The sequence below is a fragment of the Nocardioides sp. NPDC054178 genome, assembly GCF_055585005.1.
Genome location: NZ_JBVJKY010000001.1, coordinates 459,820 through 480,202 on the forward strand (window position 1 = coordinate 459,820; position 20,383 = coordinate 480,202).

Annotated in this window: 20 protein-coding genes; 8 read left to right on the forward strand and 12 right to left on the reverse strand. The window is 70.0% G+C overall.

Going from position 1 to position 20,383, the window contains the following annotated elements; genetic code table 11:
* Positions 1 to 33: 33 nt before the first annotated feature.
* The gene (locus ACZ6WN_RS02220; protein WP_465862420.1) at positions 34 to 912 is read left to right on the forward strand and encodes an AAA family ATPase; all 879 of its coding nucleotides are present in this window, start codon (positions 34 to 36) and stop codon (positions 910 to 912) included.
* Complete coding sequence (locus ACZ6WN_RS02225; RefSeq protein WP_465862421.1) at positions 909 to 2,270, forward strand: vWA domain-containing protein; 1,362 nt, start codon at positions 909 to 911, stop codon at positions 2,268 to 2,270. The genes ACZ6WN_RS02220 and ACZ6WN_RS02225 overlap by 4 nt, the downstream gene beginning before the upstream one ends.
* Positions 2,271 to 2,632: 362 nt before the next feature.
* Here ACZ6WN_RS02225 and ACZ6WN_RS02230 read toward each other — a convergent pair whose 3' ends face one another.
* The 3 genes from ACZ6WN_RS02230 to ACZ6WN_RS02240 form a co-directional block, all read right to left on the reverse strand.
* Complete coding sequence (locus ACZ6WN_RS02230) at positions 2,633 to 3,412, reverse strand: GntR family transcriptional regulator (protein WP_378725509.1); 780 nt, start codon at positions 3,410 to 3,412, stop codon at positions 2,633 to 2,635.
* A gap of 462 nt (positions 3,413 to 3,874) precedes the next feature.
* Positions 3,875 to 5,383: a spermidine synthase gene (locus tag ACZ6WN_RS02235; protein ID WP_465862423.1), complete on the reverse strand. Its 1,509-nt coding sequence runs from the start codon at positions 5,381 to 5,383 to the stop codon at positions 3,875 to 3,877.
* Between the two features lie 10 nt (positions 5,384 to 5,393).
* On the reverse strand, positions 5,394 to 6,305 hold the full coding sequence (locus tag ACZ6WN_RS02240; protein WP_465862424.1) for a DMT family transporter: 912 nt from the start codon (positions 6,303 to 6,305) through the stop codon (positions 5,394 to 5,396).
* Positions 6,306 to 6,346: 41 nt separating this feature from the next.
* On the opposite strand from ACZ6WN_RS02240, the gene ACZ6WN_RS02245 reads away from it, so the two are divergent.
* Both ACZ6WN_RS02245 and ACZ6WN_RS02250 read left to right on the forward strand, forming a co-directional pair.
* A complete protein-coding gene (locus ACZ6WN_RS02245; RefSeq protein WP_465862426.1) occupies positions 6,347 to 6,835 on the forward strand; it encodes a MarR family winged helix-turn-helix transcriptional regulator in 489 nt (162 codons plus the stop codon).
* A gap of 145 nt (positions 6,836 to 6,980) precedes the next feature.
* Positions 6,981 to 7,976, forward strand: a complete 996-nt coding sequence (locus tag ACZ6WN_RS02250) for a MerR family transcriptional regulator (protein ID WP_465862428.1) — start codon at positions 6,981 to 6,983, stop codon at positions 7,974 to 7,976.
* 81 nt (positions 7,977 to 8,057) lie between these two features.
* Here ACZ6WN_RS02250 and ACZ6WN_RS02255 read toward each other — a convergent pair whose 3' ends face one another.
* From ACZ6WN_RS02255 to ACZ6WN_RS02280, 6 genes are all read right to left on the reverse strand, one after another.
* Positions 8,058 to 9,155, reverse strand: coding sequence for a sulfotransferase family protein (locus ACZ6WN_RS02255; RefSeq protein ID WP_465862430.1), 1,098 nt, complete (start codon positions 9,153 to 9,155; stop codon positions 8,058 to 8,060).
* A 135-nt stretch (positions 9,156 to 9,290) separates the two neighbouring features.
* The gene (locus ACZ6WN_RS02260; RefSeq protein ID WP_465862432.1) at positions 9,291 to 10,619 is read right to left on the reverse strand and encodes a hypothetical protein; all 1,329 of its coding nucleotides are present in this window, start codon (positions 10,617 to 10,619) and stop codon (positions 9,291 to 9,293) included.
* On the reverse strand, positions 10,616 to 11,494 hold the full coding sequence (locus tag ACZ6WN_RS02265; RefSeq protein ID WP_465862433.1) for a hypothetical protein: 879 nt from the start codon (positions 11,492 to 11,494) through the stop codon (positions 10,616 to 10,618). Before ACZ6WN_RS02265 ends, ACZ6WN_RS02260 begins: the two co-directional genes overlap by 4 nt.
* The gene (locus ACZ6WN_RS02270; RefSeq protein WP_465862434.1) at positions 11,491 to 11,856 is read right to left on the reverse strand and encodes a hypothetical protein; all 366 of its coding nucleotides are present in this window, start codon (positions 11,854 to 11,856) and stop codon (positions 11,491 to 11,493) included. Before ACZ6WN_RS02270 ends, ACZ6WN_RS02265 begins: the two co-directional genes overlap by 4 nt.
* 113 nt (positions 11,857 to 11,969) lie before the next feature.
* Complete coding sequence (locus ACZ6WN_RS02275) at positions 11,970 to 12,359, reverse strand: tautomerase family protein (RefSeq protein ID WP_465862436.1); 390 nt, start codon at positions 12,357 to 12,359, stop codon at positions 11,970 to 11,972.
* Positions 12,360 to 12,529: 170 nt separating this feature from the next.
* Positions 12,530 to 12,976 (reverse strand): winged helix-turn-helix transcriptional regulator, encoded by a 447-nt coding sequence (locus tag ACZ6WN_RS02280; protein ID WP_465862438.1) that lies wholly within the window; start codon positions 12,974 to 12,976, stop codon positions 12,530 to 12,532.
* A 187-nt stretch (positions 12,977 to 13,163) separates the two neighbouring features.
* Between ACZ6WN_RS02280 and ACZ6WN_RS02285 the strand changes: the two genes are divergently transcribed.
* Positions 13,164 to 13,607 (forward strand): nuclear transport factor 2 family protein, encoded by a 444-nt coding sequence (locus ACZ6WN_RS02285; protein WP_465862439.1) that lies wholly within the window; start codon positions 13,164 to 13,166, stop codon positions 13,605 to 13,607.
* Between the two features lie 23 nt (positions 13,608 to 13,630).
* Here the strand turns inward: ACZ6WN_RS02285 and ACZ6WN_RS02290 are convergent, their stop codons facing one another.
* Positions 13,631 to 14,755 carry an aminotransferase class I/II-fold pyridoxal phosphate-dependent enzyme gene (locus ACZ6WN_RS02290; RefSeq protein ID WP_465862441.1) on the reverse strand — a complete coding sequence of 375 codons (1,125 nt, stop codon included), beginning with the start codon at positions 14,753 to 14,755 and terminating at the stop codon, positions 13,631 to 13,633.
* Between the two features lie 103 nt (positions 14,756 to 14,858).
* On the opposite strand from ACZ6WN_RS02290, the gene ACZ6WN_RS02295 reads away from it, so the two are divergent.
* Positions 14,859 to 16,349: a potassium/proton antiporter gene (locus tag ACZ6WN_RS02295; RefSeq protein ID WP_465862443.1), complete on the forward strand. Its 1,491-nt coding sequence runs from the start codon at positions 14,859 to 14,861 to the stop codon at positions 16,347 to 16,349.
* A 12-nt stretch (positions 16,350 to 16,361) separates the two neighbouring features.
* Here the strand turns inward: ACZ6WN_RS02295 and ACZ6WN_RS02300 are convergent, their stop codons facing one another.
* The gene (locus ACZ6WN_RS02300) at positions 16,362 to 16,877 is read right to left on the reverse strand and encodes a LytR C-terminal domain-containing protein (protein ID WP_465862444.1); all 516 of its coding nucleotides are present in this window, start codon (positions 16,875 to 16,877) and stop codon (positions 16,362 to 16,364) included.
* A gap of 10 nt (positions 16,878 to 16,887) precedes the next feature.
* Positions 16,888 to 17,199: a type II toxin-antitoxin system VapB family antitoxin gene (locus ACZ6WN_RS02305; protein ID WP_465862446.1), complete on the reverse strand. Its 312-nt coding sequence runs from the start codon at positions 17,197 to 17,199 to the stop codon at positions 16,888 to 16,890.
* 49 nt (positions 17,200 to 17,248) lie between these two features.
* Here ACZ6WN_RS02305 and ACZ6WN_RS02310 point away from each other — a divergent pair, with 49 nt between their 5' ends.
* Together ACZ6WN_RS02310 and ACZ6WN_RS02315 are read left to right on the forward strand one after the other, a co-directional pair.
* Positions 17,249 to 18,811 (forward strand): helicase HerA-like domain-containing protein, encoded by a 1,563-nt coding sequence (locus ACZ6WN_RS02310; protein WP_465862447.1) that lies wholly within the window; start codon positions 17,249 to 17,251, stop codon positions 18,809 to 18,811.
* Between the two features lie 67 nt (positions 18,812 to 18,878).
* Positions 18,879 to 20,372: an amidohydrolase gene (locus ACZ6WN_RS02315; RefSeq protein WP_465862448.1), complete on the forward strand. Its 1,494-nt coding sequence runs from the start codon at positions 18,879 to 18,881 to the stop codon at positions 20,370 to 20,372.
* Positions 20,373 to 20,383: the final 11 nt, after the last annotated feature.

Sequence of the window (20,383 nt, forward strand, 5' to 3'; positions counted from 1 at the left end):
GCAGACCAGGAGCGGAGTCGCTAGTGTCGCGTCATGCCTTCGCGTACGTCTTCCTGGTTCTCCTCGCCCGCCGAGGCCGTCACCCGTCTGGGAGACGTCGGCTACCTCGCGGACGACTCGACCGCGCTGACGACCTACCTCGCGGGGGCGCTGGAGAAGCCGGTGCTCATCGAAGGGCCGGCCGGCGTGGGCAAGACCGAGCTCGCCAAGGCGATCACCCGCGCGACCGGGGCGGAGCTGGTCAGGCTGCAGTGCTACGAGGGGCTGGACGAGGCCCGGGCGCTGTATGAGTGGAACTACAAGAAGCAGCTCCTCCGCATCCAGGCGGCCAGCGACGGTCAGGCGTGGGAGGAGACCCACGACGACATCTTCTCCGAGGAGTTCCTGCTGACGCGGCCGCTGCTGACCGCGATCCGCCGTGAGGAGCCGACGGTGCTGCTCATCGACGAGGTCGACAAGACGGACGTCGAGGTCGAGGGGCTGCTGCTCGAGGTGCTCTCCGACTTCCAGGTGACCATCCCCGAGCTCGGCACGATGACCTCGACCCGCCGTCCGCTGGTGGTGCTCACCTCCAACGCCACCCGCGAGCTCTCCGAGGCGCTCAAGCGACGCTGCCTCTACCTCCACCTCGACTACCCCGACGCCGACCGCGAGCGCGAGATCGTCCTCTCCCAGGTGCCCGGCCTCGACGACAAGGTCGCCCGCCAGCTCGTCTCGGTCGTCGGCCGGCTGCGCGAGCTCGAGCTCAAGAAGTCGCCGAGCATCGCCGAGTCCGTCGACTGGGCGCGCACCCTGATCGCGCTGGAGATCACCGACCTCTCCGACAAGGCCGTCGCCGACACCCTCGGCGTCGTCCTCAAGCACTCCTCCGACGTCGACCGCGCGGTCCGAGAGCTGCGGTTGAAGAGGTGACTCTTCTCGACCGGCACATCGAGTTCCTCGAGGCACTTCGGGGAGCCGGGCTGCCGGTGTCGCTCTCCGAAGGCCTCGACGCCGTCACCGCCCTCGGCCTGATCGGCTGGAACGACCGGACCCAGGTCAGGGAGGCGTACGCCGCGACCCTGGTCAAGCGCGCCAACCAGCGGACCACCTTCGACGGGCTCTTCGAGCTCTACTTCCCGCGGATGGTCGGCTCGGGGACGGACGCCGAGGCGGAGGCCGCCGGGGTGGCGAAGGACGGGCCCGAGGCGCTCTCCGAGTTCAGCTCGCGGCTGGCCGAGGCGCTCGAGGCCGACGACGTCGAGATGCTCCGCCAGCTCGCCGCCGAGGCGGTTGCGCGCTTCGGCGCGATGCCGGGTCGCGGGCCGGGGCTGAGCTCGTGGTCGTCCTACACGGCGCTGCGCCGGCTCTCGACCGACGAGCTGACCGCGCGGCTCATCGAGGGCCTCCAGCAGGGCGGCTGGACCGAGGAGGAGGCGGCGCGCGTCGGCACCCGACGCATGGATCGGTTCAGCGGTCTCGTCGAAGCCGACGCACGCCGCCGGATCGCGGAGGAGAAGGGCCCCGAGCAGATCGCCAAGATCGCCGTCCGCCCCACCATCGAGAAGCTCGACTTCCTGCACGCGCGCCGGGCCGACCTGGAGGCGCTCCGGCGCGAGATCTACCCACTGGCTCGCCGGCTGGCGACCAGGCTCACCCAGGAGCACCACGCCCGCCGGCGAGGAGCGGTGGACCTGCGGCGTACGCTCCGGTCCTCGATGTCCACCGGCGGGGTCCCCGTCGACCTGCGCTACCGCCCGAAGCGGCCGCACCGCACCGAGCTGGTGATCCTGTGCGACGTGTCGGGTTCGGTGTCCAACTTCGCGACGTTCACGCTGATGCTCGTCTTCGCGCTGCGCGAGCAGTTCGGGAAGGTACGTGCGTTCACCTTCGTCGACGAGATCCACGAGGTCACGTCCTACTTCAAGCCCGGCGCCGACCTGGTCGACACGATGACCGAGCTGACGAAGGCGACCGAGCACTCGGCCCGGATGGGGCGCACCAACTACGGCCGGGCGTTCTCCCTCTTCCAGGAGCGGCACGCCGACGCGCTCGGTCCGAAGTCGTCGCTGCTCATCCTCGGCGACGCCCGGTCCAACTACTCCGACCTCGCCGTCGGCTCGCTGCGCGCGATGGTCGAGGGGAGCCGGCATGCGCACTGGCTCAACCCGGAGGTTCGTACGCAATGGGACACCGGGGACTCGGAGGCGACCCGTTACGGGTCGATCATCGAGATGCGGGAGTGCCGCAACCTCACGCAGCTCTCCGAGTTCGTCCACGACCTGGCCTGACGGTCAGGGATCGTGATTTTGTGGTGGTGTGGGCCGCCGACCCGTTCCTCGATTGTTTCTCGACCTGGTCCGGAGTAAAGGACGGCCTTTGGCCGCCGGCTTCGCCGGTCGCCTTCGGCGATCCTTGACACCGGATCAGGTCGAGAAAGATTTGGCTGGCTATCGGGGCGGCGGCCGGGGTGTGGTCGCCAGTACTGGCTCCTTGGAGGGTGTCGTTTCGCGGCGAACGAAAATTCGTTCGCCTTCCAACCCGTCGCTTGGAGACACACCCTCCCGGGTGAAAGAAACTTTTCTTTCACCGACCGGCCCGGCCGTGCCGGCGACGAACGAAAATTCGTTCGCCCCGCGGCAGCCGACAGGCGCTACTGCAGCTTCAGGTCCAGTCCGTAGACGATCCGGTCGGCGACCCCGACGGAGTCGGTGATGCACACGACGCGGTCCTCGGCCAGGAAGCGGCGCCGGTCGGAGAGGACCGGGGTGCCGTCGGGGATCTGCAGGTCGTAGGTCTCCTGCGGCGTCGGCATCCGCGACTCGATGTCCATTGCGACCGTGGTCACCTTCACGCCGACGGTGGCCAGCAGGTCCTTGATCGGAGGCTGCGGCCAGTCGTCGGTCGGGGTGGCCAGCGGGGTGTCGATGACCAGCGGATACGGGATGTAGGCCGTGGTGCGGTACTCGGCGGTGTCGTCGCCGCTGATGTAGAAGGTGTAGGTGGTGCTGAGGAGCTCGCTGCGGGGATCGATCTCGAAGGCCGCCCCGAGCTTCTCGCCGGCCGCGATCACCTCGTAGGCGTGCTCGATCGAGAGACCGTCGTCCGGGCCGCGCGGCGGCTGGTTGTAAGCCGCGTCCGGCTTCGCCGGGTGGCTCCGGTCGGTGATCAGCATGCTCATCAGGTCGTAGCGGGTCTTGGTGGCGTCGCGTACGAAGACACCACGGCCCTGCTCGCTGGTGATCAGGCCTTCGTTGCGCAGCACCGCCAGACCTCGCCGGATGGTGGCGCGGTCGTAGGGGAAGGTGTCCATCAGCTCGGGTTCGGTCGGTAGACGCTCGCCGGGCTGGTAGGTGCCGTCGTCGATCTGGGCCCGCAGATAGTCGGCCACGTGGAGGTATTTCGGCAGGCCGCGCGGACGGGGGTTGCTCATGGGAGAACACGTTACTGAGGCGTACAGATCCCGAATAGCCGCATAGCCCCACCCTTTCAGCCTTGACCCATTGCAATGAGTGGACTTAGGGTCGAACAAGCCTCGGGGCGTTGGGCGACCTGGCCCCCGCTGGAGACCGGCGTCTCGAGGCACTCAACGACGAGAGCCATCGACATTCCTTGGGGGGAATTCGTGTTCGTAGACGACAGACTCAGCATGCGATCCAGTGAGAGGCCGCCGGTCCTGTCCAAGGATCCGCTGGTCTACCGCACCGACCGAGGCAGCTTCTGGCACCTTCGCTCGGTCAAGAGGAGCAACGGGTACGTGATGACCATGTGCGGCCGCCGATTGGGCACGTGGCACGTGCTGCCGCCGCGCAGGCTCAGCAAGGTCGCGCCCGACCAGGTCTGCGTCGGGTGCCTGCGCAAGACCCCGATCGGCGAGGTGAAACGCCCGAGCGGGTCAGGCAACCTCGAGAAGGCTGAGGTCGGTGAGCCACTCGACCGGCGCGACGTCGTCGGTGTAGACCGTCCCGCCCCGGACGCCCGGCTCGAGCCGGGCGGCAGAGTCGGTGAGGGTGCCGGCGAGGTCGGCGGGCTGCGACTGCGCGGTGGCGATGAGATCGGCCGCGGGATCCGCATCCGGGTCGACGGTCGCGATCAGGTGCGTGTTGGTCGGGCCGGAGTCCGACCGCCACACGGCCTCGCCGAACGAGGTCCGCAGGGTTGCGGTGAGGACCTTCTCCAGCGCTGTGGAGCCCTCCGGGTGGGCTGAGTTCACGACGAGCACCCCGCCCGGGTTCAGGTGGGACTTCGCCAGCGCGAAGAACTCCTTCGTGGTCAGGTAGAACGGGATGTAGGGCTGGTGGTAGGCGTCGACCATGATCGCGTCGTACTTCCGGGTCTGCTTCTGCAGCCACGGGCGGGCGTCGGCGGTGTGGAGGTGGAGGTTCGGGTGGTCCTGGAGGTCGAAGAGCTTCTGGCCGACCTCGGTGACGTCCTCGTCGATCTCGACGGCGTCCACCCGGGTCTCCGGGGCGAAGTGACCGAACTGGCGCGCGGTCGTCCCGGCGGCCGAGCCCAGGATCGCCACCGACTTCGGGGCCTCCGCACCGGCGTACGACAGCGAGAGCATCTCGTCCCAGTAGGCGCCGGTGAGCCATTCACCCTCGTTGTAGACCGAGTGCACGGCGTGGCCCTCGTTGAGCTCGAGGTAGCGGCTGCCGTCGTCGTACTCGACCACGCGGGCGTACTGGTATTCGGTCTCCTTCTCCCAGATCACCTCGCCGCCGTTGCTGGTCAGCGTCTTGATCGACCCGGTCGGCAGTGCGATCAGGGCGAGGATCGCGACCGGCACGACCGCGGCCGGCAGCCGCCGCTTGACCAGGTGCGGGATCGCGCAGACCGCCATCAGGAGAGCGAAGATCAGGAACGTACGCCGGGTCCCGACGACCGGGATGAGGAACAGCGAGGCGGCGAAGGTGCCGACCAGGGAGCCGACCGTCGAGATCGCGTAGAGGCGTCCGGCCGCGTGGCCGGCGTCCTCGACGGCCTCGACGCTCAGCCGGACGGCATAGGGGCTGACGATGCCGAGCAGGAACAGCGGGATCGCGAGCAGCACGCCGACCCCGACCAGCGAGCCGGCGAAGGTCGCGATGCTGAGCTGGTCGACCGCCTTGACCGCGAGCGGGAGGAACGGGTCGGCGATGAACGGCACCGCGGCCAGGAGGGCGGCGGCGACGAGCACGATCTTGGCGAGGCCGGAGGGGTGCGGGTTCCGGTCGGCGATCCTGCCGCCGACGGAGTAGCCGATCGCGAGCGCCACCAGCACCGTCGCGATCGTGTTGGCCCACACGATCGTCGAGTCACCGAACCACGGAGCGAGCAGCCGAGCCGCGGCCATCTCCGATCCCAAGGTGCCGGCACCGACGGTGAAGACGAGAAGCTCGAGCGCACGTGCACGCAGTTTCATGGGGGTGAACCTATCCGGCGGCTCCAACGTCGGCACACGAGGCGGGTGCTGGCCGACGTCTGGCGCTGATCCGGTCCAGCACGGCTGGCTGCCCGAGGAGTACGCCACCGAGCACCAGCGCCATCCCGAGCCCGCTGATCGGGGTGAGATGTTCTCCCGCGAAGGCGAGGCCGATGAGGATGCCGGCGACCGGGTTGAGCAGGCCGACCAACGACACCGCGGCGGCCGGCAGCCGCCGGGCGCCACGGAACCAGACGGCGTAGGCGACGACCGTGCCGACGATGCCGATGTAGGCGTAGCCCCCGATCGCGGGCAGGTCGAGAGCGGGCGGCGGACCTTCGACGAGGAGGGCCACCGGGGCGAGGGCGAGGCCACCGAGAACGAGCTGCCAGGCCGTGAACGTGAGCAGCCCGACCGGCGGCTGCCAGACCTTGACGAGGATGAAGCCGGTGGAGAAGACGGCGACCGCGGCGAAGGCGGCCAGGACCCCGATCAGGTCGAGACTCGCGCCCCCGCGGAGCACCAGCAGGGCCACGCCGACGGCACCGACGACGCCGGCGGCGAGCGACCCGGCCCGCGGGCGTTCGCCAGCGAACGCCCAGGCCAGCAGCATCACCACGATCGGCGAGACCGCGGTCAGGGTCGCGGCGAGGCCGCCGGGGAGCCGGTAGGCGGCGACGAAGACGAGGGCGAAGAACGCCCCGAAGTTGAGCAGGCCGAGCGCTGCCGTACGCCACCACCAGGAGCCGTGGAGCAGGCCCGGCCGGAGCGCCAGGAGCAGCAGGCCGAAGGGCAGCGCCCGCACCACCGCGCCGAACAACGGCCTGTCCGGAGGTAGGAACGTGGCCGTGACGAAGTAGCCGGACCCCCAGGCCACCGGGGCGATCGCGGTCAGCGCGAGGGTCGCCAATCTACTTTCCATGGAAGAGATAATATCTTCCTCGTAAGATATATTCCAGTGTCATGGCAGACCACGTCTCGACCGTGATGGCGCAGTGGGAGCAGGAGCGCCCCGACCTCGACATCACCCCGCAGGCCGTCATCGCCCGGCTGCACCGCCTCGCGCTGCGGCTCACCGACGAGCTCGTCGAGGTCTACGCGGCCCATGGCCTGGGCGAGGGGGAGTTCGACGTGCTGGCGACGCTGAGACGGCAGGGTGCTCCGTACGCCCTGACTCCGAAGGAGCTCGGCGAGCAGACGATGGTCTCCTCAGGGGCGGTCACCAAGCGGGTCGACAGGTGCCTGGCCCAGGGCTGGGTCAGCCGGGACCGCCGGGACGAGGACGGTCGCGGGCGCCGGATCGCGTTGACCGAGCGCGGTCGGGAGCTGATCGACGCCGCTTTCACCGACCACATCGCCAACGAGCACCGCCTGCTCGCCGTCTTCACCGCGGCGGAGCGGCGTTCCCTCGCCCGGCTGCTCGAGAAGTGGGCCGAGCAGACCGGGGCTTGAGGTTGCCCCAGGGTCAGACACCAATCTGATGACACCGGTGACCATCACCGGGGAGGATGGTGATCATGAGCGAGCGTCAGCGAGCGACGACAAGCCTCAGGCGACCGCTCTCGTATTCTGGCGCTTGCGCCACGGGAGCGGTCGCATGAGCGGCCTGAAGGGGCTTGTGAACATCGGCGACTTCGCCCGGGCGACCGGGCTGACGCCGAAGGCGCTGAGGTTGTACGACGACCTGGGCCTGCTGCTGCCTGCCGAGGTGGATGCGGCTTCCGGCTATCGCCGCTACGCGCCCGACCAGGTGGATCGTGCTCGCCTGGTGGCCAAGCTGCGGCTGATCGGGATGCCGCTGGCCCGGATCCGGGAGATCGTCGACATGCCCGCCGCGCTCGCGGCGGCCGAGCTCGAGACCTACTGGCGCCAGGTCGAGGCCGACAACGCCACCCGTCGCACCATGGTCTCCGTCCTCGTCCACCGATTGAGGAGCGAGGCACATCCGATGACCACATCAACCGAGACCCTGCACGCCGAGTTCGGCGTCAGCCACGAGACCGGTCGCCGGGCCAGCCAGCAGGACGCCGTCCTGGTCACCCCCGAGCTGATCGCCGTCGCCGACGGCACCGGCGAGCGCGACGACCTCGCCGGAGCGGCCCTGACGGCGTACGCCGGTGGCGGGCTGCGCGCGGCCATCCAGGAGGTCTTCGCGGAGGTGCCGAAGTCGGGCACCACCCTGACCGCCGTCGATCTGCACGGCTCGACCGCGCGGATCACCCACATCGGCGACGCCAGGGTCCACCTGGTGCGGGACGGGCACGTACGCCAGGTCACCCACGACCACACGGTCGTCGCCGCCATGGTCGAGGCCGGCCAGTTGACCGCCGACGAGGCCCGCTCCCACGAGCACCGGGCGCTGCTCAACCGCGCCCTGGTGCCCGGGGTCGTCGCCGACGAGATGTCGCTGGAGCTGCTGCCCGGTGACCGGCTGGTGCTCACCACCGACGGCGTCCACTCCTACGTGGACGACCTCGATCCGCTGATCACCGCCGAGGCCGGCCCGCAGTCGGTCGCCGATGCGGTCTCGGCCGCCGTCGCCGCCGCCGGGGAACCCGACAACCACACCATCGTGGTCGCCGACCTCTCGTAGACGCTGGTTGAGCCGCGAGCGCCAGCGAGCGTGTCGGAACCAACACCGCAGACGACCGGGTTGGTTTCGACACGCCTCCGCCTAGCGGCTACGGCGGCTCAACCAACGGCGCTTCGGCTTTGCCGGAGTCTCCGCGTCGAGTGCGGCGGCCGCCCGGGCGAACGAGTCCCGCAGCGACGGGTAGACGAGCTTGATCTCGGGGTGCTCGAGGAGCGTCTGGGCGATCCGGCGGGTGAGCCGTTTGCCGACGGTGGCGATGTGGCGGACGACGGCGTCGACCTCGTCGTCGGTGAGCTGTTGCGGGTGGAAGGGCTTCGGCGCCTTCTCGCGCAGCAGCTCCCGCATGGGCTCGAGGGAGTCGATGTCGTATCTCAGCGCGAGCGCGCGCAGCTCGTCGTCGGCGCTCTTCCGGAGCCGTTCGTGGTCGGCAGGAGGTATCAGGGTGTAGCTCGTCGGCCCGAGGGGGCAGGACTGGAGGTGGACGTCGAGGCGCTCCTGCAGCTGCGGCCCGATGGGGAGGACATTGAGTGCTCGCTTGATCTCGAGCGCGTGCAGCGAGTAGGAGAGGTTGACCTGCTTCAAGGACAGGTCGCCGAGCACGGCGGTGTCGATCCCGGCGGTGTGGAGCAGGTCGGTGAGCAGATTGTCGCCGACGAAGAGCTCGGGCAGGTAGGGCCGGAGGACGAGCCGGGAGCGTACGGCCTCGGAGTCGAGCGCGCGGTAGAGGTGCTCGTGACCCAGCCAACCGCCGTATGCACCGGGCGACGGCTCGAACGAGTCGACGTGCGCGAGCCGCTTGACCCGCTGGTTGTAGTCGGACTCCAGGAAGGCGAGGGGATCGCGGACGTACAGGACGAACCGGGCCTGTGGCGGCAGCAGCTCAGCGATCCCGGGCAGCTCGGGGAGGAACGCCTCGGAGGAGAGCAGCAGCGTGTGGCAGCCGCTGGCCTCGAACTCCTCGAGCGTCCGGGCGACCTCGTGGGGCGAGGCCACGAAGAGATGACCTGAGCGCTCCATCAGCGACCCGGCGTTGCCGGCGCTGATGCCGTTCTGGTCGACGCGGTGCTGGGGGTAGCGGATGCCGGCCCTGGCGAGCGTGTCCGTGTGGGCGCTGAAGAACGCCTGGACCGCGGAGGTGCCCGTCTTGGGGAGGCCGGCGTGGACGACGATGGACTTCACGAGGACCGATCGGGTAGGCGTCAGAGGGCCCTCCGCGATCGACTGGCCGGTGACCGAGCACAGGTGAGGTCGGGGATGGTGCCGAGGGTCATCTACACCGTATCGACTCCCATCCCCGAGGCAAGCCCCGCGGCTCTAGCCGAGGTATCCCAGACTGCGGATCCGCGCGATCTCGTCGCGGAGCTCGTCGTGGGCGGCGTTGTCCGCGGCCCGCCCGCCGGCCACGTACTGGCTCTCCTCCGCCACGGTGCCGTCGTAGACGACCGTGAACCGGTGTCCGACACCCGCGTTGATGAGCCCGCCGAGGAGCGCGACCGGGTCGGAGCGGTCCTCGAGCGACAGCACCCGCGTGGTCTCCGGAACCCGCGGCGCGGCCGCGCCGGGAGCACCCACGGTGACCACCTGGTCCACGACGTACGCAGCCCCGGCTGCTGCCGCGATCGCGGCCGCCGCGGTTCCCCCGGCCGCGGCGCCGACGAGCATCACGTGTGAGTCGGCCTCGACCGCCTCCTCGATGGTCCGCGACGCGGTGGCGATGTAGTCGGAGAGGTCACCGGAGACGAGCCGCAGGCGACGGCGGCCGGCGTAGGGACCCGGCAGGTAGGCGATGTAGCGACCGGGCGCTGTCTTCTGGACCGCGACACCGGTCTCGGTGGCCTCGAGGGTGCGGATCAGCTCCTCGACGGTGGCCGGGGCGGCGGCGGTGACGTCGCCCGCCGGGGTGTCCTCCTCGGTGGCGGCCAGCGCCCCGCCGACGTCGCGCAGCGCATGCCCGGCATCGGCCGCGAACGCGTCGACACCGACGGCACGCAGCGCGCCCGCGGTGGCCGCCCCGGCGTCGTCGCCGCGCGGGAAGTCGGCGGTGAGCAGCGAGCGCAGCTCGAGCGACTCGAGCAGCCCGCCGCCGGTGGCGATGTGGTCCATCAGCTCGGGGTGACCCTGGGCGAGCTCGCCCAGGTAGGCGGTGACGCCCTCACGGTCGAGCGCGTCGGTCTCGATCAGGCCGGCGGACAGCAACGACCCACCGAGCTCGACCTCGGGGGCGAGGTAGTCGAGCGCGTTGGCCGCGATGGCGCCCAGCGTGCTGCGGGCCGCGGTCTGGAGCTCGTCGATCCAGCGGTAGGTCTGCACGGTCGCACGCACCGAGAGCGCATCGGCCTCGAGCGCCTGGCCGAGCCCGAGGACGCCATGCTTCTCGGAGGTCGCGGCCCGGATCTCCTCCTCGGCCGGCTCCCAGGTCTTCGCGGAGAGCTCGGCGGAGAGGGTGACGTCGTCGTCGGTGAGGATCTCCGCGCCGATCTCGGCCCACTCACGCAGCTGCGCGCCGGCGTCGCCGATGGAGCCGGCCAGACCGAGGATCTGCTCGTACTTGTCCTCCGGACCTGCGGGAGGCGGCACCGAGTCGGGCGCGCCACCGGGGAGCGGCCCCAGACGGTTGATCGGATCGTTGGACGAAGTGCTCATCGGACCTCCGCGAGAACAGGAGCAAGGTCGGCGGCGAGCTCGGACGGCTCGACGCTGGTGATCAGCAGTGTCAGCTCGCCATCGAGCGACACCGTACGCATCGAACGCCAGCCGTCGTTGACCAGCGTCCAGGAGACCGTGCCGATCAGCGGGTTCTCCGGGTCGGCGGTCGTCGCGACGACCGCGCGCAGCCGGCCGTGGGCCTCGGTGGACAGCGCCTCGAGGGCTCGGGAGACGATCACGTCGCCGTCGGTCAGCACCGGCACCAGATCGCCGCGCCCGGTGCGCAGGGCCTCGAAGACGGCGTCGGCGGTCGCGAACGGGACCTCCAGCTGCTCGGGCACCGCCGAGGTCAGCCGGGCGGTGTCACCCGGCAGCGTCGCGGTTCGGCCGAGCTCGGCCGACCAGGCCGCCGAGGGATACCAGGAGAGCTCGAAGACGAGGCCGTCCACGGTGGCGAGCGAGGCGGCCGCCTCCCCCTTCTGCCGGTGCCAGGCGCGGCCACGGAGGCAGTCGACGACGACGTCGAGGTCGATGACCACCTCCGGCGTCGCCAGCAGGCCCAGTGCGCCGGTGATGCCGGCGTCGAGGGCTCCGTCGGCGTCGAGGAGGTCACGGCGCCGGAGGGACGTGCTGCCCTCGCCGAAGCCGGCGACGGCGCGAGCCAGGGCCTCGTCCTCGGCTGCCGAGCGGGTCTGTCCCAGCCGGGCGTCGAGCCCGTCGTCGCGGTGCGTCGCGACCTCGAAGGGGAGCGGCGCCCCGATGCTCTCGCAGGCGTGGGTGAGCTCGGGGAGGGTCAGGCCGACCCGGCGCGGCACTCCTGCCCATGGCTCGGTCGGTGCCGCCGGAGCGGGGCCCAGATCGATCGTCGTCATCGGAAGGTGACCTCCAGCCAGTCCTTGTGGCCCGGCTCGGGGGCCTCGAATCCGTCGACCGCCAGCCCGTCGCCGGCCAGCGCCTCGGCGCGAGCCTCGGCCTCGGCGATCTGCTCCTTGAGCAGGTCGACCTGCTTGAGGTGCTTGGCCAGGGCGTCGGCCGCGCGATCATGCTTCTCGGCCGAGCTTCGCAGCGCGGTGGCGCGCTCCTTCATCCGTCCACGGAGGGACTCCGCAGCCCGCCCGTGCCACGGCACGGCCTCGGCCTGCGTCACCAGCTTGTCGGCACTCGCGCGGATGTCATCCGCCTGCTCACGCAGACGGCTCACCCGGCGGCGGATCACGTCGCTGTCGCCGTACATATCCCTCCTCGGACAGGTCTCTGTGTTCCTCCTACCCCGCTGGAGTGGTTCTAAACGTAAAATCGTGAACTTTCTCGAAATCGCCTCCGGCCGCGGACTGCGGCCGTCGGTGTTCAGTAGATCGCGCCGGGTTCCTCGGTGACCTCTGGCAGGATCACGCCGTTCTCCAGGGCGTTGGCGCCGGGGATCTCTTCGATGAAGATCGCCAGGCTCTCCTTGGCGTCTCCGGTGACCTCGGACCAGGCGTCGGCGATTCCGTGGATGAGCCTCGCTCGCACCTCCGGCGAGCGGCCCGCGCGGATCAACCCGACCATCCGGGGCGCGTCGATCGCCTCGCCGGCCACGAAGAGGCTGCCACGCGGGACCTCGACGAACGAGCAGTAGACGTAGGCGCCCGACGCACCGGTGACCTCGGTGTGCACCCTCGTGGCCGCCGCGGCGACCTCGGCCTTGTGCTGCAACGTCGCACCGCCCGCCGGGACCGTGAACTGGTAGTAGGGCACTGGGCCACCTCCGTGAGCCGCGCTGACCGAGCCTGGTAGGACTCGAATTGAGTCTGACTCTAGGGCGTACGTGTTGCTTCATCAAGGTGTGCGCCTTCCGCTGCCTACCTTGCGGCAGGCTCAGGACATCACCGTGCGAAGGAGTCGCTCCCTGGTCCGTGCTGCTGTCGCTACCAGGCGTCCGGCTCGAACTCGGCGGTCATCTCGCGCCAGGACACGGGCTCGGCGCAGTGCGCACAGGTCAGCTGTGGGTCGGCTTCGTGGCCACAGGCGCGATGGATCAGCCGCACCGGTGGGATGTCGTTCTTGTACTTGTCCCCCCAGGACATCAGGGCGACGAGCACCGGGTAGAGGTCGGCGCCCTTGTCGGTGATCCGGTACTCGTGCCGCGGAGGGTGTTCCTGGTACTGGACGCGATCCAGGATGCCCTCGTCCACCAGGACCCGGAGCCGGTCGTTGAGGACGTTGCTGCCGAGGCCCAGCTTGTAGCGGAAGTGGTCGTAGCGACGTTCACCGCGGAAGCACTCGCGCAGGATCATCATCGTCCACCGCTCCCCGATCACCGACCAGGTGCGTGCGACGGAGCAGTACAGCTCCTGCAGGTCATCGTGCTTCATGGCGCCAGTGTAGGACTCCATTTGAATCCGAAAGGTCCCGTGCATCCACCCCCTTGGACCTTTTTTGAGTCTTAGGTGTTGATGCGGAAGTTGCTGTGGCCTATAGTCCGACTCAATTCGAGTCCTAGTCCTGTTCGGACTGAGCACACTCGACCGGATCTCGACCGCACGGAACAGGGAGAACTCTTTGTCTGCCATCAGTACGACCACCACCCCGGCCGATGTGGCCCGGCAGTGGGCCGATGCCTGGAGCGCGCCGACCCCGGAAGCCTTCGTCGCCCTCTACGCCGAGGACGGCGAGTACTTCGACGTGACCTTCGGGGTGCGACGCCGAGGGCGCGACCTGATCGCCACCCACCACCGTCTGTGGCGGGCAGCCGTCCCGGACTTCGTGATGTCGGTCGAGGACATCCACACCGGTGACGGGTTCGTGGTCGTGGAGGTGACCGGCCGGGGCACCTTCTCCGGTGACGACCTCGGCGGCGGGAAGATGAAGGCGACCGGCAAGCCCTTCAGCGGTCGTTCGGTCGCCGTCCTGGTGCTGGACCGAGACCTCGAGATCGTCTCGTGCCGGGAGTACTACGACCGGGCAGTGATGCCCGGCGGAGCGGCCACGCCGTTCGGGGAGTGAAGACCAGGCGGAGCGCGGCCTCCCTACCGCAGAACGGTGGAGAGGCGGTCTAGCCCCTGGTCGATCTCGGCGGCGGAGCCGGCGAAGGAGAGACGTACGAAGCGGTGTCCGTCGACCGGGTCGAAGTCGATCCCGGGCGCCATCGCGACGCCGGTGCGGTCGAGGATCTGGTGGCACCAGGCCATGGTGTCCTCGGTCCAGCGGCTGACGTCGGCGTAGACGTAGAACGCTCCGTCGGCCGGGGCCATCTCCGTGACCCCGAGCGAGCGGAGGCCGTCGAGGAGCACCTCGCGGTTGGTCGCGTAGCGGGTCACGTGACCGTCGAGCTCGGCGTACGCATCCGGGGTGAACGCCGCCACCGCGGCGTGCTGGGCGAGCGCCGGCGGGCAGATCGTGAAGTTGCCGACCAGGACGTCGATCGCGCGTCGCAGATGAGCGGGGGCGAGCAGCCAGCCGATACGCCAGCCGGTCATCGAGAAGTACTTCGAGAACGAGCCGAACACGACGGCGTCGCGCGAGGTCTCCCAGGCGCTGCGGCCACGGCTACCGTCCCCGCCGTACGTCAGACCGTGGTAGATCTCGTCCGAGATCAGCTGGATGCCGGCCTCCTCGCAGTAGCGGGCCAGCGCGGCCAGCTCCTCGGGTAGCAGCATCGTGCCGGTCGGGTTGGCCGGACTGGCCACCACGAGCCCCTTCAGGCCGACGCGCTCGTGCAGCTCCCGCACCTGCTCCACGGTCGGCTGGAACCGCTCGGCGGCACCGGTCGGGATCTCCACGACCTCGCAGCCGAGCGCGGCGAGCACGTTGCGGTAGCAGGGGTAGGACGGCCGGGCCATCGCCACCCGGTCCCCGACGTCGAAGGCCGCGAGGAAGCTGGCCAGGAAGCCGCCGCTGGCACCGGTCGTCACGATCACGTCGTCGGGGGAGACGTCGATCCCGTGCCACGCCCGGTGATGTCCGGCGATCGCCTGGCGCAGCTCGAGGATGCCGGTCGCCGGCGTATAGCCCAGCGGGTCACCGCTCTGCAGCAGCCGCACCGCCTCGGCGCTGACCGCCTGCGGCGCCCCCGTGGAGGGCTGCCCCGAGGTGAGTGAGATGAGATCGGCGTACGTCCGCTGTCGCTGCGCCGCCCGCTCGAGCATGTCCATCACGTGAAAGGGAGGCACGTTCGCGCGTCGGGCGACAGTCAGGCGGTCCATAGGAGCAAACACTAGGATGCAGTCCCAGAGGTCGGAGGGGGGCCCGGCGCGCATGAGTTTCGACGTCCATCAGTTCGACATGTTCGTGCTGATCGGCTCCCTGGTCACGCTCCTGGCGATCCTCGCGGTGCGTATGTCCACGAAGGCCGGGCTCCCGTCGCTGCTGATCTACCTGCTGATGGGCGTCCTGCTCGGTGAGTCGGTGCTCGGGATCCGGTTCGACGACGCCGCGCTCGCGCACGCGGTCGGCTTCGGAGCACTGGCGCTGATCCTGGCCGAAGGTGGTCTGACGACGTCGTGGAAGGACGTACGCCCCTCCTTCGGGCTCGGGTTGATGCTGGCCACGGTCGGGGTCGTGATCTCGATCGGGATCGTGGCGGCGGGTGCGCACTACCTGCTCGGGCTCTCCTGGCAGCTGGCGTTCCTGCTGGGGGCGGTGACCTCGCCGACCGACGCGGCCGCGGTCTTCTCGGTGCTGCGGGTGGTGCCGCTGCCCAAGAGACTGACCGGCGTCCTCGAGGCCGAGTCGGGGCTCAACGACGCCCCGACCGTGGTGATCGTGACGCTGATCGCCAGCGGTGCGATCGCCGACCACCATCCGGTCGTCGTCGCAGGGGTCGTGGTGGGTGAGCTCCTGCTGGGCATCGCGATCGGTCTGCTCGTCGGGTTCGGCGGAGCATGGCTGATGCGGAGGGCGGCGCTGCCCTCCGCCGGCCTCTATCCGCTGGCGGTGATGACGCTGGCCTTCCTGGCGTACGGCGGAGCGGCGTGGCTGCACGGGTCGGGGTTCGCGGCGATCTACGTGGCCGCGCTCGTCCTCGGCAACTCCGAGCTGCCCCACCGCGGCGCCACCAGATCCTTCGCCGAGGGCGTCGCCTGGCTGGCCCAGATCGGGCTCTTCGTGATGCTCGGGCTGCTGCTCTCCCCGGGGCGTATCGACCTCCAGACGATCGGCCTCGCGCTCGCTGCCGGCCTGATCCTGACCTTCGTCGCCCGGCCGGCATCCGTGCTGGTCAGCACGGTGGTCTCCCGGATGTCGTGGCGCGAGACCGCATTCGTCTCCTGGGCCGGGCTGCGCGGCGCGGTGCCGGTCGTGCTGACCACGATCCCGCTGGCCGAGGGCGTCGACGGTGCCGAGGAGCTCTTCGACCTGGTCTTCGTGATGGTCGTCGTCTACACGCTGCTGACCGGCCCGACGCTGCCCTGGGTCGCCCGGGTGCTCGATGTCGCCCGTCCCAACGACCCGCGCTCGCTCGACCTCGACGTCGCGCCGCTCGAGCAGATCGCGGCAGACCTGATCCAGCTCCGGATCCCGCCCGAGTCGCGCCTGCACGGCGTCGAGGTCAGTGAGCTCCGGCTGCCGACCGGGTCGTCGGTGTCGCTGCTGATCCGCGACGGACGGACCCTGGTCCCGGAGAGCACCACGGTCCTCCGCGCCCGCGACGTCGTCCTGGTCGTCGTGCCCCGCCACCAGCGTGAGCATGCCGAACGGCGCCTCGAGATGGTCAGCCGGAAGGGACGGCTCGCGGGCTGGCTGCGGTGACGAGGCCGCGCTCTACTCGACCGGCGGGCTGCAGATCGTGCCGTCCGCCTTGGCGGTCACGGTCTTGTCGCCGCCGGTGACCTCGGGGAAGTTCTCGCCGGTGACGACCACGATGCCCGGGATGTCGGACTTCGTCTCGACGATCTTCGCGTCGCCGAGCCAGCTCGCGACGAGCGCGGCGGAGGGAGCGTTCTTGTCGGGCGTCCAGACCTCGACGGTCTTCAGCTTGGTGCCGCTGGGCGCGTTGCCGGTGGACCCCTTGACGAAGCCCGCGTCGACGAGATCCGTCATCGCCCGGGTGGCGAGCCCGGCCCGTGTGCTCGCGTTGAGCACGGTCACGACCACCTGCGACGGATAGACCTCGGAGCCCTTCTTGACCGGCGCGTCCACGCACGGGCCGACATCGACCTTCTGCGGGAAGGGTGCGGTCATCGCCTTCCATCCCCAGGCGCCGGCCAGAGCGACCGCGACCGCGAGGACGGCGAGGATGATGAACGTACGAAGTCCCGTGAGGGCCGAATCGAGCATGACGCCGAGCCTAACGGCTCGGAACGTCCTGACCGAGGCTGTGCACGCGGGCGTGCAGCACGTTGCGCTGCTGCAGCGCCGCGCGGAGCGCCCGGTGGAGCCCGTCCTCGAGATAGAGCTCGCCGTTCCACTCCACGACGTGGGCGAAGAGGTCGCCGAAGAACGTCGAGTCCTCGTTGAGCAGAGCGACCAGCTGAAGGGTGTCCTTGGTGGTCACCAGCTCGTCGAGTCGGACCGTCCGAGGAGGCAGCGCGGCCCACCCCTTGGTCGTCAGACCATGGTCGGGGTAGGGGCGAGAGTCGCCGACACGCTTGAAGATCACCCTCGTGACTGTATCGCCCTCGGGGCAAAACCCAACATAGAGTCGGCGCATGACGGATGCTGCTGCTCTCTCAGAAGCGGTCGGGCCCGGCTACCAATTCGAGGGTTCCGCCCTCGAGCTCGGGGGCCTCATGGCGGACGCTGAGACGTTGTTGGACACGCCGATTCGCATTCCCCTGGGGATGTTGAACCGGCATGGGCTGGTCGCGGGCGCGACCGGAACCGGAAAGACCAAGACCCTGCAGCTGCTGGCCGAGCAGCTCTCCGCAGCCGGGGTCCCGGTGTTCGCCGCCGACATCAAGGGCGACCTCTCCGGTCTGGCCGCTCCGGGCGCGTCGAGCGAGAAGCTGACCGCGCGGGCGGCCTCCGTCGGGCAGACCTGGCAGGGGCGCGGGTTCCCGGTCGAATACTTCGCGCTCGGCGGCGAGGGCACCGGCATCCCGGTCCGGGTCACGGTCGACGCCTTCGGCCCGACCCTCCTCTCCAAGGTCCTGGACCTCAACGAGACCCAGGAGTCCTCGCTCGGTCTGGTCTTCCACTACGCCGAGAAGGCCGGCCTGAAGCTGGTCGGGCTCGACGACCTGCGCGCCGTGCTGCAGTGGCTGGTCTCCGACGAGGGCAAGGCCGACCTCAAGGGCCTGGGCGGCCTCTCGTCCGCGACGACAGGAGTGATCCTGCGTACGCTCATCGCCTTCGCCGACCAGGGCGCGGACGAGTTCTTCGGTGAGCCGGCCTTCGCCGTCACCGACTTCGTGCGCAACGACGGGGACGCCGGGATCATCTCGCTGCTCGAGCTGCCCAACCTGCAGGACCGGCCGGCGATCTTCTCGACCTTCCTGATGTGGCTGCTGGCCGAGCTCTTCCGGGCACTGCCCGAGGTCGGCGACGTCGACAAGCCCAAGCTGGTCTTCTTCTTCGACGAGGCGCACCTGCTCTTCAACGACGCCTCCGACGCGTTCCTCGACCAGATCACCAACACGGTCCGGCTGATCCGCTCCAAGGGTGTCGGGGTCTTCTTCGTCACCCAGAAGCCGACCGACGTCCCCGACGACGTGCTCGGTCAGCTCGGCTCTCGCATCCAGCACCAGCTGCGGGTCGCCACGCCCAACGACGCCAAGGCCCTCAAGGCCAGCGTCAACACCTACCCGACCTCCTCCTACGACGACCTCGGCGCGGTCATCCAGACGCTCGGCATCGGTGAGGCGATCGTGACCGTCATGAACGAGCGCGGCGCGCCGACGCCCGTCGCCTGGACGCGGCTGCGTGCCCCCGAGTCGCTGATGGGTCCCGCGGAGGCGGCCGCGATGGAGGCTGCCGTGGCGGCCTCGCCGCTGGCGGCGAAGTACACCGCGACCGTCGAGGTCGAGTCCGCCGCCGACCAGATCCAGGCGAAGACCGACGCGGCAGCCGCCGCACGCGCGGCCGAGGCGGAGGAGAAGGCGGCGGAGAAGGCGGCCAAGAAGACCGCCCCGAAGAAGACCTCGGGTTCGCGATCGCGGTCGCGTGACGATGACGACTCGATGATCGAGACCGTGGTGAAGTCGACCGCCTTCAAGCAGGCCGCACGCACCGCCGCCAGGGAGCTGGTCCGGGGGATCTTCAAGCGCCGCTGAGCCGGCGGCCTGAAGGTCGGCCGGGTCTGATTGGCACGGGCATGGGCAGAATCCTTATCGTCTGCTCATGCTCGACCTTCTCCTCCGGAACGTACGCATCGTTCCGCTCTCACCCCGGGCGAACGCGCCCGCCGGGGTGGTTGACGTTCGTGTCGCCGACGGTGTCGTGTCGGCGGTCGGAGAAGGCCTCGACCGGCCTGATGGCGTCGAGGCGTACGACGCCGGTGGCCGCTGGCTCGTGCCGGGGCTGTGGGACGCCCACACCCACCTCGGCCAGTGGACACTGCGGGCCAGCAGGCTCGACCTGCACGGCACCCGTTCGCCCGCCGAAGCGCTGGCCCGGGTCGCCGCCGCCGCCCGAGAGGTCGGGCCGGGCGAGGCGATCGTCGGGATGGGCCACTCGGCCGGCACCTGGGACCGCTGGGGCACCGTCTCCGAGCTCGACTCTGTCACCGGCGGCACCCCCGCGATCCTCGTCAACCACGACTTCCACCACGCCTGGCTGAACACCGCCGCGCTCGACGCCGTGGACCTGCCGCGCCGGGAGGACATGGTGCAGGAGACCGAGTGGTACGAGACGTATCCGCGGATCGCGGAGCTCTTCGAGTCCAACGGGAGCACACCGGCGGCGTTCCGCCGGATGCTGACCCGGACCGCCGCGCTCGGCGTCGTCGGGGTGACCGACTTCGAGGTCGGTGTCCGGCTCGACGACTGGCGCTCGCGGTGGGTGTCCGGGTGCGACCTGGTCCGCATCCGGGTCGCGACCTATGCCGACCAGCTCGACGAGGCGATCGCCGAGGGGCTGCGTACGGGCGACCGGCTGCTCCCGGGCGAGGACCGGCTGACGATGGGCCCGCTCAAGATCATCAGCGACGGTTCGCTCGGCACCCGGACGGCCTGGTGCTGCGACCCGTACGCCGACGACCCCGACAGCTGCGGAGCGCCGAACCAGTCTCCGGACGAGCTGCAGGGGCTGCTGGCGAAGGCACACACCGCCGGCCTCGAGGTCGCCACCCATGCGATCGGGGACCGCGCGGTGTCGGAGGCACTGGCGGCGTACGCGACGACGGGGGCGCGGGGGAGCATCGAGCACGCTCAGCTCGTACGCCGCGAGGACCTGCCGCTGATGGCCCGGCTCGGGATCACCGCGTCGGTGCAGCCGGCGCACATCCTCGACGACCGCGAGATGACCGAGGACGTCTGGCCGGGCCGGGAGGACCGCTGCTTCGCGACCCGCTGGATGCTCGACGAAGCGGTGCGGATCGCCCTCGGCTCGGATGCTCCGGTCGCGCCGCTCGACCCGTGGCTGGCCATCGCGGCCGCCGTCGGACGCTCGCGTGACGGCAAGGAGCCGTGGCATCCGGAGCAGGCACTCACCGCCCAGGAGGCGTTGGCGGCGTCGGTCGACGGTCAGCCCACGGTCGCTCCCGGATCTCGAGGCGACCTGGCCGTGCTCGACATCGACCCGCTCCGGGCCTCGGTCGGTGATCTCGCCGCGATCGCTCACGGCGGGGTCGTGCTGACCACCGTCGGCGGCCGGATCGTCCACCGCAGCTCCTAGCCAGAGCCTCA

Coding starts and splice junctions, on each gene's coding strand:
- ACZ6WN_RS02220 (WP_465862420.1), top strand. CDS start 34: ATGCCTTCGCGTACGTCTTCCTGGTTCTCCTCGCCCGCCGAGGCCGTC.
- ACZ6WN_RS02230 (WP_378725509.1), bottom strand. CDS start 3,412: ATGAGCAACCCCCGTCCGCGCGGCCTGCCGAAATACCTCCACGTGGCC.
- ACZ6WN_RS02235 (WP_465862423.1), bottom strand. CDS start 5,383: ATGAAACTGCGTGCACGTGCGCTCGAGCTTCTCGTCTTCACCGTCGGT.
- ACZ6WN_RS02240 (WP_465862424.1), bottom strand. CDS start 6,305: ATGGAAAGTAGATTGGCGACCCTCGCGCTGACCGCGATCGCCCCGGTG.
- ACZ6WN_RS02245 (WP_465862426.1), top strand. CDS start 6,347: ATGGCAGACCACGTCTCGACCGTGATGGCGCAGTGGGAGCAGGAGCGC.
- ACZ6WN_RS02250 (WP_465862428.1), top strand. CDS start 6,981: ATGAGCGGCCTGAAGGGGCTTGTGAACATCGGCGACTTCGCCCGGGCG.
- ACZ6WN_RS02260 (WP_465862432.1), bottom strand. CDS start 10,619: ATGAGCACTTCGTCCAACGATCCGATCAACCGTCTGGGGCCGCTCCCC.
- ACZ6WN_RS02265 (WP_465862433.1), bottom strand. CDS start 11,494: ATGACGACGATCGATCTGGGCCCCGCTCCGGCGGCACCGACCGAGCCA.
- ACZ6WN_RS02270 (WP_465862434.1), bottom strand. CDS start 11,856: ATGTACGGCGACAGCGACGTGATCCGCCGCCGGGTGAGCCGTCTGCGT.
- ACZ6WN_RS02280 (WP_465862438.1), bottom strand. CDS start 12,976: ATGAAGCACGATGACCTGCAGGAGCTGTACTGCTCCGTCGCACGCACC.
- ACZ6WN_RS02290 (WP_465862441.1), bottom strand. CDS start 14,755: ATGGACATGCTCGAGCGGGCGGCGCAGCGACAGCGGACGTACGCCGAT.
- ACZ6WN_RS02295 (WP_465862443.1), top strand. CDS start 14,859: ATGAGTTTCGACGTCCATCAGTTCGACATGTTCGTGCTGATCGGCTCC.
- ACZ6WN_RS02300 (WP_465862444.1), bottom strand. CDS start 16,877: ATGCTCGATTCGGCCCTCACGGGACTTCGTACGTTCATCATCCTCGCC.
- ACZ6WN_RS02310 (WP_465862447.1), top strand. CDS start 17,249: ATGACGGATGCTGCTGCTCTCTCAGAAGCGGTCGGGCCCGGCTACCAA.
- ACZ6WN_RS02315 (WP_465862448.1), top strand. CDS start 18,879: ATGCTCGACCTTCTCCTCCGGAACGTACGCATCGTTCCGCTCTCACCC.